The following is a 12538-nucleotide window of genomic DNA, read 5'->3' as shown; positions in this document are numbered from 1 at the left end:
GGCCCGCCCCGCAGCGCCAGCATCCGTTGCGCGCCCGGCTGCACCCCGGGCGTCACCGGGCGGCCACGCAGGCGCCGGAACGGGCGCTTCTGCCCTTGCCTGACCCGTCCGGCTGACGGTATCCCATGGAGGACCTCAGGCAAGGAAGAGACCGCATGGCGACCGACGATCCCCGCACGCTTGTGTCCACCGACTGGCTGGCCGCCCATATGGGCGACCCGGACCTGCGCATTCTCGATGCCTCGTGGCACATGCCGGCCACCGGGCGCGACGCCAGGGCCGAGTATCGGGACGAACATATCCCCGGCGCGCGGTTCTTCGACATCGACGAGATCAGCGACCAGCGGTCGGCCCTGCCGCACATGGCCCCCCCGCCCGAGAAGTTCGTCAGCCGGATGCGGGCGCTGGGCGTGGGCGACGGGCACCAGGTGGTGGTCTATGACACCAAGGGCGTCTGGTCGGCGCCGCGCGTCTGGTGGACCTTTCGGCTGATGGGCAAGATGGATGTCGCGGTGCTGGACGGCGGCCTGCCCAAGTGGAAGGCCGAGGGCCGCGAGATCGAGGACCTGCCCCCCATGGTGCGCGACCGCCACATCACCGTGCAGCGCCAGGCGCATCTGGTGAAGGACGTGAGCCAGGTGGCCTCGGCCTCGAAGCTGGGGGATTGGCAGATTGTCGATGCCCGCAGCGCCGAGCGTTTCCGTGGCGAGGTCGAGGAACCGCGCCCCGGACTGCGCGCGGGGCACATCCCCGGCTCGTTGAGCCTGCCCTTCGCCAACTTGCAGAACGCCGATGGCACGATGAAGGACCCCGATGCGCTGCGCGCCGCGCTGGTGGCGGCGGGTGTCGATCTGAACCGCCCGGTCATCACCTCGTGCGGGTCGGGCGTGACCGCCGCGGTCATCAGCCTGGCGCTGGAGATCGTCGGCCACCGGAACCACGCGCTCTATGATGGCTCGTGGTCGGAATGGGGCATGTATCCCGATCTGAAGGTCGAGAAAGGCTGACATGATCGCCCGCAAGGCCGGCGAAACCGTCGATTATCGCGTCACCTGGCTGGAGATGGACCGCCGCCCGTCCTATGGCTGGCCGGCCCAGCCCATCGGGCACGACCACGCGCTGATCCGCGCCGAGGACCCGCCCGCCTGGTGGTTTCTGGCGCTCTATGACGCGGTGGGGCGCGATTACGCCTGGACCGACATGCACGCCGAACCGACCGAGGCCGTGCGCGACTGGGTGCAGCACGCCGATGTCGCGCTTTACACGCTGATGGGCAAAGGGTGGCCGCAGGGGTTCTTCCTGCTGGACTGGCGCCAGGCCGGAACCTGTGACCTGGCCTATTTCGGCCTGGTGCCCGAGGCCGTCGGTCAGGGGCTGGGCAGCTTCCTGCTGAAGACCGCGATCCTGACCGGGTGGGACCGCCCCGGCACGCATTTGATGACCGTCAACACCTGCACGCTGGACCACCCCCGCGCCTTGGCGCAATACCAGCGCATGGGTTTCACGCCCGCCCGCACCGAGGTCCGCAGCCGCGTGCTGACCCGCGACCAGACCTTTCTGCAACCCCTGCTCTAGGCCCCTGCATTAGGAACGCGCCATGTTCAAGGTTCTCCCCGCCCCCACCGCCGACCCGATCCTGAAGGTCATGACGCTGTTCCGCGAGGACCCGCGCAGCGCCAAGGTGGACCTGGGGCTGGGTGTCTACAAGGACCCCCAGGGCCGGACCCCGGTGATGCGCGCCGTCAAGACGGCGGAACAGAAACTGGTGAACGAGCAGGACACCAAGAGCTACACCACGCTTTCCGGCGATCCGGCGTTCCGCCAGGCGATGGCCGGGCTGGTGCTGGGCGACGCGGCCGATCCCGCGCGGCTGGCCGGGACGACCTCGACCGGGGGCACGGGGGGCGTGAAGCTGGGGCTCGATCTGGTCCATGCGGCCAATCCGGGTGCGACGGTGTGGATTTCCGCGCCGACCTGGCCGAACCACATGGCGCTGACCAAGGCCGCCGGGCTGCAATGGAAACCCTATCGCTATTACGACGCCGAGACCGGCGCGGTGGCGCGAGAGGCGATGTGGCAGGACCTTGAAAGCGCCAGGGCGGGGGATGTGGTGATCCTTCACGGCTGTTGCCACAACCCCACCGGCGCCGATCTGAACGCCGACGACTGGGCGCAGGTGGCCGCGTTCTGCAACGCGCGCGGGCTGATCCCCTTTGTCGATTTCGCCTATCAGGGCTTTGGCGACGGACTGGACAAGGACGCGGCCGGTGTGCGGCTGCTGGCAGGGCGGGTCGAGCGGCTGATCGTCGTTGCCTCGGCCTCGAAGAATTTCGGGCTCTACCGCGAGCGGACCGGCGTCTGCCTGGTGCAATGCCCCGAAGACGAACGGGCATTGGTGCAAGGCACGCTGGAAACCCTGAACCGTCAGACCATCAGCTTTCCGCCGGACCATGGCGCGCGGGTGGTGACCGAGATCCTGGGCGACGCGGCGATGCGCGCCGAATGGAGCGACGAGCTGACGGCGATGCGCGACCGGATGAATGGGCTGCGCCGGTCCCTGGCGCGGGCGCTGCGCGACGCTTGCGGATCGGACCGGTTCGGATTCCTGGCCGACCAGCGGGGGATGTTCTCGGTTCTTGGGGGGACGGACGAACAGATCCTGCGCCTGCGCGAGGAGTTCGGCGTCTATGTCGTCGGCGGCGGACGGCTGAACATGGCCGGGCTGACGGACGAGAGCATCCCGCAGGTCGCGAAAGCCATCGCCGCGGTGCTGTAGGCAGCGGGGGGCCAGCCCCCCGCACCCCCCGCCAAAGGGGGTTTTCCACCCCCTTTGGATACCCCCGAGGATATTTCCGGCACAAAGAAGGGCAACAGCACGCGCTAGCCCCGGACGAAAAGTCCCGCGCCCGGGGCGATGCGGCGGGCGATCCACAGAAGATCTGCGGCGGCAAAGGCGATGCAGCCCGCCGTCGGATACCCGGTCCGACGCCAGCGATGCAGAAAGATCGCCGAACCCCGGCCCGGCTGCGGGGGCGCGGCGTTCCAGTCGGTCAGCAGGATCAGGTCATAGAGCGGGTCGGCGCGGCGCAGGACCTCGTGACTGGCGGCGAGGGGCGCGCGCGCGGGGCGGTTGTAGGCCGGATGCGCGGGGTCATCGCACCACAGGTCGCGCAGGCCGATCGGGCGGGCCCAGCCCGGCAGCACCCGCGCCGGCAGCCGGTCGGGGCGGTAGAGCATCCCGGTGATCCGGTGATCGCCCGCGGGGGTGGCGCCGTCGCCTTCGCGCTTTTGCAAGGTAACGCCGCCGCGGCCGATGGAGCAGGGAAAGCGGCGCCCCAGGAAGCGCAGCCCCGTGGGCGTCAGCACCAGGTCGCCCGGGCTCACAACAGATGCCCCGATTTCGCCGCCTTGGTCGCCAGATAGGCCGCGTTCTCGGCGGTTTCACCGACCTTGAGCGGCACCCGCTCGGTCACCGCGATGCCACCCTTTTCCAGCATCGCGACCTTGCGCGGATTGTTGGTCAGCAACCGCACCGCCCCGAACCCCAGCTTGCGCAGCAGTTCGGCCCCCAGACGGAAATCGCGTTCGTCGTCCTCGAACCCCAGCCTGTGGTTGGCTTCGACCGTGTCGAACCCCTGATCCTGAAGCGAATAGGCGCGCATCTTGTTGGCCAGGCCGATGCCGCGCCCCTCCTGGTTCAGATAGAGCAGAACGCCAGATCCGGCCTGATGCATGGCCACCAGAGCGGCGTGAAGCTGCGGACCGCAGTCGCATTTCAGCGATCCCAGAACATCGCCGGTGAAACAGGCCGAATGCAGCCGGGCCAGCACCGGCGCATCGCGCATCGGGCGGCCGACCTCGATCGCGTAATGTTCGATGCCGCCGTCCTCGGGGCGGAAAACATGCAGCCGTCCCGCGCCCGCCAGCCGCATTGGCAACCGCGCCGCAATCACCGACGAGAGCCGCGTTTGCGGGCTGTGCGTGTCCTGGGCCGACAGGGACGTCAGCCCGTGCGACGCGGCGAGGGCCGGAGCTTTGGCGGTCTGGACCACCAGCGCGGCGGGCAGGAGCTGCGCCGACTTCACCAGGCGAATCGCCGCGCGGTGCAGATCGGCGGCGCCGTCGCGTTCCGAGGTCAGCGGGCCCTTCATGGGATGCGTCAGGTCGTCGGCGGGGTCTGCCAGGGCCTCGACCCAGGCGATATCGGCCTCGGTGGGCAGCCGTATCCGGGCCAGATCGCCGTCGTAGGCACGCGCCTTGAGGGTCTGCGCCCGATGCGCCGTGATCGCCAGGACCGGCGCCCCAAGCGTGCGCATCGTCGCCAGCCGGTCCGCATCCAGGGTCTCGGCGGCGGCGACAAGGGCGGACTGGGCGCCCGCGGTCAGCACCACCGGCAAGCCGATGCGCAAGTCCGCGCGGGCGCGATTCAGGCGTTCGAGGGGACTGGGCGACAGCGACATGGGCCAACATGCTGAAACATTTCCGCCCCGGATGTAAGATACCCCGGGCGAAATTGAAACATTCCCCACGCCCCCGACACGTCCGCGTGAGATTTTCCGCCGTTTCTTGAACCTTTCGCGCCGCCGCAACACCTTGGACGCAGAACAAGCCCGAGTGCGAGGACGCCGACATGTCGAAACTGAACAAGATTCTGCTGGTCGATGACGACGAGGACCTGCGCGAGGCCCTGGCCGAGCAACTGGTGGCGACCGAGGATTTCGACACCTTCGAAGCCGGCGACGGCGCGGCCGCGATGGACCGCGTGCGCGAGGAGCAATACGACCTGGTCATCCTGGACGTCGGCCTGCCCGACACCGACGGCCGCGAGCTGTGCAAACGGATGCGGAAATCGGGCGTGAAGTGCCCGATCCTGATGCTGACCGGCCAGGATACCGACGCCGACATGATCCTGGGCCTGGATTCGGGCGCGAACGACTACATCACCAAGCCGTTCAAGTTCCCGGTGCTGCTGGCCCGCATCCGCGCCCAGTTGCGCCAGCACGAACAATCCGAAAATGCCGTGTTCCAGTTGGGCGACTATCAGTTCAAGCCCGCGCAGAAGATGCTGGTCGACCCGCGCGAGCGCAAGATCCGCCTGACCGAGAAAGAGACGAACATCCTGAAGTTCCTCTATCGCGCGCCCGATGGCCTGGCCCCGCGCGAGGTCCTGCTGCACGAGGTCTGGGGCTACAACGCGGGCGTGACGACCCACACGCTGGAAACGCACATCTACCGCCTGCGCCAGAAGATCGAGCCCGACCCCTCGAACGCGCGGCTTCTGGTGACGGAACCGGGCGGCTACCGGCTGGTGCCGTGAAACTGTTTCACCGCGCGCCCTATTGTTGCCGCGTTTACCAGTTCTTATCTGTTTTGTGAGAATCGTTTCTCACTGTCCCTCCCCTCGCGTGTCGGGGTCATGACACGCTTCCTCCCTGTTGGACTTGGCCGGGCTTCGCGCCCGGCCTTTTTTTCAGTCCTGCGGGTCGGGCCCGGGGCCCGGGGTGGGCGCAAAATCAATCGTCGGCAGCACCAGGTCGAATTCCAGCCGCAAGGCGTCATCGCGCGCGACGGTGTGTCCGGCAACGTGCAGCGCAGGGCCGTCAATCTGCACCGGCGACAGCCGGGTCTCCAGCGCCTCCATGGCCAGATAGCGACCCTCGGGCAGCCACAGGATCACCGAGGTCGCGCGCCCGCCGCTCAGCGACACGGTCAGCCCGTAGACCCCGTCGCGCCCCGTCGCGTCAAAGGCGAAGGTCAGCGACGCCGGGTCGCCATCCCACGACGATCGGTTGCCCAGCGTCTGCGGGGCGACGCGCAGGGTCTCGGTCCGGCCGGCGCGGGTCAGAAGAACCCCCTCGGCGCGGGCGGCAGGGGCAAGCATCAGGAATACGAGCAACGGCAGGATCGGGCGCATGGTCACCTCGGGCGCAGGAAACGGGTTTCTAAACAGGTCGGCGGCGTGTAGGTCTTTGCGGCGTCAGGAGATCCCGCCATGCCCTTCACCCTCGCCACCTGGAACATCAATTCCGTCCGCTTGCGTAGCCCGCTGGTTCAAAAATTCCTGTCCGAACAGGCGCCCGACGTGCTCTGCCTTCAGGAATGCAAGAGCCCGGTGGATCAGATCCCGCTCGGGGATTTCGCCGCGCTTGGCTACGGCCACATGGTCGCGCGCGGGCAAAAGGGCTACAACGGCGTCGCCATCCTGTCGCGCCTGCCGCTCAGGGACGCGGGCCATATCGACTGGGTCGGCAAGGGCGACGCGCGCCATGTCGCGGCCACGCTGGACAATGGGGTGACGATCCACAATTGCTATGTGCCCGCCGGCGGCGACATCCCCGACCGCGAGGCGAACGAGAAATTCGGCCACAAGCTGGATTTCATGGCCGAGATGCGCGATCGCTTCCGCGCCGACCGACCGGAAAAGGCGATCCTGGTGGGCGACCTGAACATCGCCCCGCGCGCGGATGACGTCTGGAACCACAAGGCCCTTCTCAAGGTCGTCAGCCACACCCCGGTCGAGGTCGCCTTGTTCGAGGACACCCGCACCGCCGCGGGCTGGGTCGACGTGACCCGCCAGGACATTCCTGACGGGCTCCTGTATTCTTGGTGGTCCTACCGCGCAAAGGACTGGGACACCGCCGACAAGGGCCGCCGCCTGGATCACATCTGGGCCAGCCCCGACATCGCCAACGCGGCGCACGCCTCGCGCATCCTGCGCGCCGCCCGCGGCTGGGACCAACCCTCGGACCACGCCCCCGTGTTGGCGCAGTTCGACCTCTGACCCGAACCCGCCCCTTCTTTGTGCCGGAAATATCCTCGGGGGGTGAATTCGCGGCACGCGAAGAGGGGGGCAGACAGCCCCCCTTTGTCCGTCAGGCGTTCCAGGCGCGATCGCCGGCCGTATCGCGGATGCGGGTCGGCAGACCGATCCGGTCGAGGATCGTGAAGAACGGCCTGGGGTCCAGTTCCTCGACGTTGACCATCCTGGCCACGTCCCAGGTGCCATCCGCGATCAGCATCGCCGCCGCGACCGGAGGCACGCCGGCGGTGTAGCTGATCCCCTGCGAGCCGACCTCGAGATAGGCGTCCTTGTGGTCGGCGATGTTGTAGACCAGCACTTCGGCCGGTTTGCCGTCCTTCGTGCCCTTCACCAGCGTGCCGATACAGGTCTTGCCCACATAGTCCGGCGCCAACGAGGCCGGATCGGGCAGCACCGCCTTGACCACCTTGAGCGGGATCACCTCGAGCCCCTCGGCGGTGGTGACGGGCTTTTCCGACAGCAGGCCCAGGTTCTTCAGCACCGTGAAGACGTTGATGTAGTGATCGCCGAACCCCATCCAGAAGCGCACGTCGGCCTGCGGATAATGGGTGGCCAGCGAATGCACCTCGTCATGGCCCGTCAGGTAGGTTTTCTGCTTGCCGACGACGGGCAGGTCCCACTCGTGGCCGACCTCGAACATGGTGTTCGACTGCCAGGCGCCGTTCTGCCAGGAATAGACCGTGCCGGTGAACTCGCGGAAATTGATCTCGGGGTCGAAGTTGGTCGAGAACCAGCGCCCGTGCGAGCCCGCGTTGATATCGATGATGTCGATCGATTCGACCTCGGGCACACAGGTGTCGATGCCAAAGCGCGCATAGGCGTTCACCACGCCCGGGTCGAAGCCCACGCCCAGGATCGCGGTCACCCGCTTTTCGGCGCAGGCGGCCTTTCGCTTCCACTCGTAGTTTCCATACCACGGCGGCGCCTCGCAGATCTGGTCGGGTTCCTCGTGGATCGCGGTGTCCAGATAGGCGACGCCGGTTTCCACGCAGGCGTCCAGCACCGGCATGTTCACGAACGCCTGCGCGACGTTGATGACGATCCCGGCGCCGGTCTCGCGGATCAGCGCGGCGACGGCGGCGGTGTCGCGGGCGTTCACGGCATGGGCCTGCAACACGCCATCCACCTTCATCGCCCCCTTTTCACGGACCGAGGCCAGGATCGCCTCGCATTTGGAAAGGGTCCGGCTGGCGATATGGATGTCGCCCAGAATGTCGTTGTTCTGCGCGGCCTTGTGCGCGACGACCTGGGCAACGCCCCCGGCTCCGATGATCAGGATATTGCGTTTCATTTCGCCCATGCACCTCCTTGGGACTCAGGTTTCAACCGTTCACGACAGGGCTGCCGCGAAATCCTCGTAGCCGAAATCGCGAACCAGCCGGACGCTGCCGTCCAGCTCGCGCACCGCGATCGCCGGCATCTTCACGCCATTGAACCAGTTCTTCTTGACCATCGTGTAACCGGCCGCGTCCTGGATCGACAGGCGATCCCCGGCTTGCAGCGGTTCGGCAAAGTGGAACTCGCCAAAGATGTCGCCGGCCAGGCAGGACTTGCCGCAGACCATCCAGTCATGGGGACCGGCGTTCGGGCTGACCTTGGCCGACTGGCGATAGATCAGCAGGTCCAGCATATGCGCCTCGATCGAGCTGTCCACGATGGCCAGGTTCTTGCCGTTGTGCAGCGTGTCCAGCACCGTCACCTCGAGGGTTGCCGCGTTGGTGATCGCGGCCTCGCCGGGTTCCAGGTAGACCTGCACGCCGTTGCTATCGGCAAAGCGTTTCAGCCGGTCGGCCAGTCGGTCCAGCGGATAGCCATCGCCGGTGAAATGGATGCCGCCGCCCAGGCTGATCCAGTCCATGTCGCGGATCAGGAAGCCGAACCGCTGCTCGATCAGCGTCAGCATCGCGTCGAAGCGGTCGAAATCCGCGTTCTCACAGTTGTTGTGGAACATGAAGCCGGTGATCTTGTCCGCCACCTGCGCGATCTTTTCCGGGTCATGCTCGCCCAGGCGCGAAAAGGGCCGCGCGGGATCGGCAAGGTCGAAATCCGAGGTCGAAACCCCCGGATTGACCCTGAGCCCGCGCGTCACGCCCGCGCTTTTCGCGTCGAACCGGGAAAGCTGGCCGATGGTGTTGAAGATGATCTTGTCCGAATGCGCCAGCACCTCGTCGATCTCGTGATCGGCGTAGGCCACGGAATAGGCGTGCGTTTCCTTGCCGAATTTTTCCCGCCCCAGACGCACCTCGTAGAGCGAGGAACTGGTCGTGCCGTCCATATACTGCGCCATGAAATCAAAGACCGACCAGGTGGCGAAGCATTTCAGCGCCAGCAGCGATTTCGCCCCGGACCGCTCGCGCAGCCAGGCGATCTTTTCCATGTTCGGCAGCAGCCGCGCCTTGTCGATCAGGTAATAAGGGGTCTGCAACATCTCGGGCCCTCCCGGTGGCAAAAGGGGTCAGAGCGGCATTCCAGCGCGCGCGGCGCTGATACAGGCATCACTCCCCCGGCACAAATGAAATTTCCGCGGCAGCGCGGCGAAACTCAGCGGCGCGCCATGCGGCTGACGGCCAGCCCGGCCAGGATCAGCCCCAGCGCGGCCAGGAATTGCGGAGGCAGCGGCTCGCTCAGCAGAAGCGTGCCGAACAGAACCGACCAGACCGGAACCTGATAGTTGGTCTGCGTCAGAAAGGTCGGCCCCGCGCTGCGCACCACATGCACCAGGATCAGCGTGGCAAAGGCCGTCGGCATCAGCCCCAGATAGGCCAGCGCCCACAGCGCCGGGGCGGGGGGTGCGTGGGGCACCCCCTCGACCGCCAGGGCCACGGGCACGATCATCGCGGCGGCCAGCAGCAGCGATGCGGTGGAAAAGGCAACCGGGTCAACCGCCGGGCAGCGCCGCGTCACGATCGACCCCAGCGCGTAACTGACGGTGACGCCGACGCAAGACAATTGCGCCAGCGCGTGCCAGGGTTCGCCCGTCAGCGTCAACCCGTCCAGCCCGATCAGCACCACCACGCCCACCAGCCCCAGCAACACCCCGGCGATGCGCGGCAGGGTCAACCGCTCGCCGGGCAGGGCGACATGGGCCATGACCAACGTGAACAGCGGCACCAGCGCCATCGTGATACCGACAAAGCTGGACTGCACCGTCTGTTGCGCCCAGGCGATCACCGCAAAGGGCAGGACGTTGGTGAACACCGCCATGCCCAGCGCGTGCCGCCAGACCCGCCGGTCGGCGTGCAGGGACGGCAGCGGAAGGCGCAGCAGCACGCACAGCAACGCCAGCGTGGCGGCGGCGATGCCGATACGGCCGGCGGCCACGGTCAGCGGGCCGAAACCCGTCAGCGCGACATGAACCGACAGGAAGCTGGCGCCCCAGATGACGCCCAGCGCGGCGATCTCGATCCAGTTGGTCAGGGTGGGGCGGCTGGGGGTGGCGAGGTTGGTCATGCCCCGCCGTCGCACGCGCCGCGGGCTTGCGCAAGCCCTCGCGAGGGTCGAGGATGGGGCATGTCCGATGCGTCCTCTGTGTCCGAAATCGTCGCCGACCTGGTGCAGGTCCTGCCGCTGCGTGCGGCCGGGTTCATCGTCACGCTCTACGGCGACGCGGTGGTGCCCCGGGGCGGCGCCGTCTGGATCGGCACCATCATCGAAACCTGCGCCGCGGTGGGCATCAGCGAAACCCTGGTGCGGACCGCCGTGTCGCGGTTGGTGGCCTCGGGACAATTGGAGGGATGGCGGCGCGGGCGGCGCAGTTTCTACCGTCTGTCCGACGGTGCCCAGGCCGAGTTCGAGGCCGCCGGCCGCCTGATCTATGGCCCGCCCGAGCCCTGGCGCTGGCGCTTCGTGCATCTGCCCGCCGACGATGCCGAGGCTCTGATGCCCCGGTTGGAGCGACAGGGCTTTGCCCGGCTGCGCCCGCAACTGGCGGTCGGACCCGCGCGCGGGCCGGTGCCCGAGGGGATGCTGGCCTTCGACACCGAGCCCGCCGGCGCGATGGACCTGTTGCCCGACTTTGCCGCGCATGGCTGGGATCTGGCGCCCCACGCCCAGGCTTATCGCGATCTGATCGCCCGGTTCGCGCCGCTCGAAGGGATCGGCGCCCTGGATGGCACCCGGGACGGCGCCCACGCGATGGCGGCGCGGTTGCTGCTGGTCCATGTCTGGCGCGGCGCCTTGTTGCGCGATCCCCGCCTGCCGCCCCAGGCCCTGCCCGCCGACTGGCCCGGTCACGCCGCCCGCGCGCTGTTCCACCGTCTCTATGCTGCGTTGAGCCCGGCCGCCGATTCGTTCGCCGGATCCCGTTTCGAGGGCGCGGACGGCCCGTTACCCGCCACGACGCCCGCGACAATGGCGCGTCTGGACCTGGACAAAAACACGCCGGATCAAGGGCTTCGCAGCGCAGTGCTGCGAACTGGCTGACATGTCACAAACCACTGGATAATTTCCGTTGATTTGTGACATGACGCGCCCTATAAAGTGACCAAGCGGTCAGCGAATGGGAGGATACCGATGACCGAAGCTTTCATCTGCGATGCGGTGCGCACGCCGATTGGCCGCTATGGCGGGGCCCTTGCGGGGGTTCGTGCCGACGACCTGGCCGCCGCGCCGCTGAAGGCGCTGATGGAACGAAACGCCGGAACCGACTGGTCCGCCGTTGACGATGTCATCTATGGCTGTGCCAACCAGGCGGGCGAGGACAATCGCAACGTGGCGCGCATGGCGGTGCTGCTGGCGGGCTTGCCGGTGGGTGTCCCGGGCAGCACCGTGAACCGGCTTTGCGGCTCGGGGATGGATGCGGTCGGATCGGCCGCGCGGGCGATCCGGGCGGGCGACGCCGACTTCATGATCGCGGGCGGTGTCGAAAGCATGAGCCGCGCGCCCTTTGTCATGCCAAAGGCCGACGCCGCCTTTTCCCGCGCCAACGCGGTCTATGACACCACGATCGGATGGCGTTTCGTGAATCCGGCGATGAAGTCCCGCTACGGCATCGATTCCATGCCGGAAACCGCGGACAATGTCGCCGCCGACTGGGGCATCAACCGCGCCGATCAGGACGCGTTCGCGCAGCGATCGCAGCAACGCTGGGCGGCGGCGCAGGCGGCGGGCCTGTTCGCGAACGAGATCGCGCCGGTGGTGATCCCCCAGCGCAAGGGCGACCCGCGTGTGGTCGATACCGATGAACACCCGCGCCCCGACGTGACCTTCGAGCAACTTGCAAAGCTCAAGGGTGTGAACGGGGCCGACCGGACGGTCACCGCGGGCAATGCCAGCGGCGTGAACGACGGCGCGGCGGCGGTGATCGTCGCCTCGGAAGCGGCAGCCCGGGCGCAGGGGCTGACGCCCAGGGCGCGCGTTGTCGGCATGGCCGCGGCCGGGGTCGAGCCGCGCATCATGGGCGTGGGCCCCGTGCCCGCGGTGCGCAAGCTGATGGCGCGCACGGGCCTGAGCCTGGACCAGATGGACGTGATCGAACTGAACGAGGCCTTTGCCGCGCAAGGGCTGGCGGTGCTGCGCGACCTGGGGCTGGCGGACGACGACCCGCGCGTGAACCCGCTGGGCGGCGCGATCGCCATCGGTCATCCGCTGGGCATGTCCGGCGCGCGGCTGGTCGGCACGGCAATGTGGCAACTGCAACGCACCGGCGGGCGCTATGCGCTGTGCACGATGTGCGTGGGTGTGGGCCAGGGCATCGCCCTGGTCATGGAACGGGTCTGA

At 67.7% G+C, this 12538-nt stretch carries 13 protein-coding genes; 7 read left to right on the top strand and 6 right to left on the bottom strand.

Annotated features, from left to right (window positions below; all coding sequences use genetic code 11):
• Positions 1 to 155: 155 nt before the first annotated feature.
• Genes sseA through H6900_04710 form a run of 3 tightly spaced genes read left to right on the top strand, consistent with a single transcriptional unit; the run spans position 156 to position 2776 of the window.
• On the top strand, positions 156 to 1007 hold the full coding sequence (gene sseA, locus H6900_04720) for a 3-mercaptopyruvate sulfurtransferase (protein MCC0072577.1): 852 nt from the start codon (positions 156 to 158) through the stop codon (positions 1005 to 1007).
• 1 nt (position 1008) lies between these two features.
• Positions 1009 to 1575, top strand: coding sequence for a hypothetical protein (locus tag H6900_04715; protein MCC0072576.1), 567 nt, complete (start codon positions 1009 to 1011; stop codon positions 1573 to 1575).
• Between the two features lie 22 nt (positions 1576 to 1597).
• A complete protein-coding gene (locus H6900_04710; protein MCC0072575.1) occupies positions 1598 to 2776 on the top strand; it encodes an aspartate/tyrosine/aromatic aminotransferase in 1179 nt (392 codons plus the stop codon).
• A 104-nt stretch (positions 2777 to 2880) separates the two neighbouring features.
• Here H6900_04710 and H6900_04705 read toward each other — a convergent pair whose 3' ends face one another.
• Both H6900_04705 and ribA read right to left on the bottom strand, forming a co-directional pair.
• A complete protein-coding gene (locus tag H6900_04705; GenBank protein ID MCC0072574.1) occupies positions 2881 to 3384 on the bottom strand; it encodes a L,D-transpeptidase family protein in 504 nt (167 codons plus the stop codon).
• On the bottom strand, positions 3381 to 4460 hold the full coding sequence (gene ribA / locus H6900_04700) for a GTP cyclohydrolase II (protein ID MCC0072573.1): 1080 nt from the start codon (positions 4458 to 4460) through the stop codon (positions 3381 to 3383). The genes H6900_04705 and ribA overlap by 4 nt, the downstream gene beginning before the upstream one ends.
• Positions 4461 to 4630: 170 nt before the next feature.
• Here ribA and H6900_04695 point away from each other — a divergent pair, with 170 nt between their 5' ends.
• Positions 4631 to 5317, top strand: a complete 687-nt coding sequence (locus H6900_04695; GenBank protein MCC0072572.1) for a response regulator transcription factor — start codon at positions 4631 to 4633, stop codon at positions 5315 to 5317.
• Positions 5318 to 5470: 153 nt separating this feature from the next.
• Here H6900_04695 and H6900_04690 read toward each other — a convergent pair whose 3' ends face one another.
• A complete protein-coding gene (locus H6900_04690; protein ID MCC0072571.1) occupies positions 5471 to 5914 on the bottom strand; it encodes a hypothetical protein in 444 nt (147 codons plus the stop codon).
• A gap of 78 nt (positions 5915 to 5992) precedes the next feature.
• Between H6900_04690 and H6900_04685 the strand changes: the two genes are divergently transcribed.
• Positions 5993 to 6781, top strand: coding sequence for an exodeoxyribonuclease III (locus H6900_04685; protein MCC0072570.1), 789 nt, complete (start codon positions 5993 to 5995; stop codon positions 6779 to 6781).
• 91 nt (positions 6782 to 6872) lie between these two features.
• Here H6900_04685 and H6900_04680 read toward each other — a convergent pair whose 3' ends face one another.
• The 3 genes from H6900_04680 to H6900_04670 all read right to left on the bottom strand — a co-directional run bounded on the left by H6900_04680 (position 6873) and on the right by H6900_04670 (position 10270).
• Positions 6873 to 8111: a saccharopine dehydrogenase family protein gene (locus H6900_04680; GenBank protein ID MCC0072569.1), complete on the bottom strand. Its 1239-nt coding sequence runs from the start codon at positions 8109 to 8111 to the stop codon at positions 6873 to 6875.
• Positions 8112 to 8150: 39 nt separating this feature from the next.
• Positions 8151 to 9245, bottom strand: a complete 1095-nt coding sequence (locus H6900_04675; protein ID MCC0072568.1) for a carboxynorspermidine decarboxylase — start codon at positions 9243 to 9245, stop codon at positions 8151 to 8153.
• Between the two features lie 116 nt (positions 9246 to 9361).
• On the bottom strand, positions 9362 to 10270 hold the full coding sequence (locus tag H6900_04670; protein ID MCC0072567.1) for a DMT family transporter: 909 nt from the start codon (positions 10268 to 10270) through the stop codon (positions 9362 to 9364).
• Between the two features lie 60 nt (positions 10271 to 10330).
• Here H6900_04670 and H6900_04665 point away from each other — a divergent pair, with 60 nt between their 5' ends.
• Complete coding sequence (locus H6900_04665; protein MCC0072566.1) at positions 10331 to 11242, top strand: PaaX family transcriptional regulator; 912 nt, start codon at positions 10331 to 10333, stop codon at positions 11240 to 11242.
• A 90-nt stretch (positions 11243 to 11332) separates the two neighbouring features.
• Positions 11333 to 12538 (top strand): 3-oxoadipyl-CoA thiolase, encoded by a 1206-nt coding sequence (pcaF, locus tag H6900_04660; protein ID MCC0072565.1) that lies wholly within the window; start codon positions 11333 to 11335, stop codon positions 12536 to 12538.

The sequence above is a fragment of the Rhodobacter sp. genome (assembly GCA_020637515.1).
In the GTDB taxonomy this organism is placed as follows: Bacteria; Pseudomonadota; Alphaproteobacteria; order Rhodobacterales; family Rhodobacteraceae; genus Pararhodobacter.
The sequence above is the reverse complement of the archived record's forward strand: the minus strand, read 5'-3'. Positions and strand labels throughout refer to the sequence as shown.

Bases quoted from the DNA above. Each gene is read 5' to 3' on its own strand.
- sseA (MCC0072577.1), top strand. From the start codon at position 156: ATGGCGACCGACGATCCCCGCACGCTTGTGTCCACCGACTGGCTGGCC.
- H6900_04715 (MCC0072576.1), top strand. From the start codon at position 1,009: ATGATCGCCCGCAAGGCCGGCGAAACCGTCGATTATCGCGTCACCTGG.
- H6900_04710 (MCC0072575.1), top strand. From the start codon at position 1,598: ATGTTCAAGGTTCTCCCCGCCCCCACCGCCGACCCGATCCTGAAGGTC.
- ribA (MCC0072573.1), bottom strand. From the start codon at position 4,460: ATGTCGCTGTCGCCCAGTCCCCTCGAACGCCTGAATCGCGCCCGCGCG.
- H6900_04695 (MCC0072572.1), top strand. From the start codon at position 4,631: ATGTCGAAACTGAACAAGATTCTGCTGGTCGATGACGACGAGGACCTG.
- H6900_04690 (MCC0072571.1), bottom strand. From the start codon at position 5,914: ATGCGCCCGATCCTGCCGTTGCTCGTATTCCTGATGCTTGCCCCTGCC.
- H6900_04685 (MCC0072570.1), top strand. From the start codon at position 5,993: ATGCCCTTCACCCTCGCCACCTGGAACATCAATTCCGTCCGCTTGCGT.
- H6900_04680 (MCC0072569.1), bottom strand. From the start codon at position 8,111: ATGAAACGCAATATCCTGATCATCGGAGCCGGGGGCGTTGCCCAGGTC.
- H6900_04670 (MCC0072567.1), bottom strand. From the start codon at position 10,270: ATGACCAACCTCGCCACCCCCAGCCGCCCCACCCTGACCAACTGGATC.
- H6900_04665 (MCC0072566.1), top strand. From the start codon at position 10,331: ATGTCCGATGCGTCCTCTGTGTCCGAAATCGTCGCCGACCTGGTGCAG.
- pcaF (MCC0072565.1), top strand. From the start codon at position 11,333: ATGACCGAAGCTTTCATCTGCGATGCGGTGCGCACGCCGATTGGCCGC.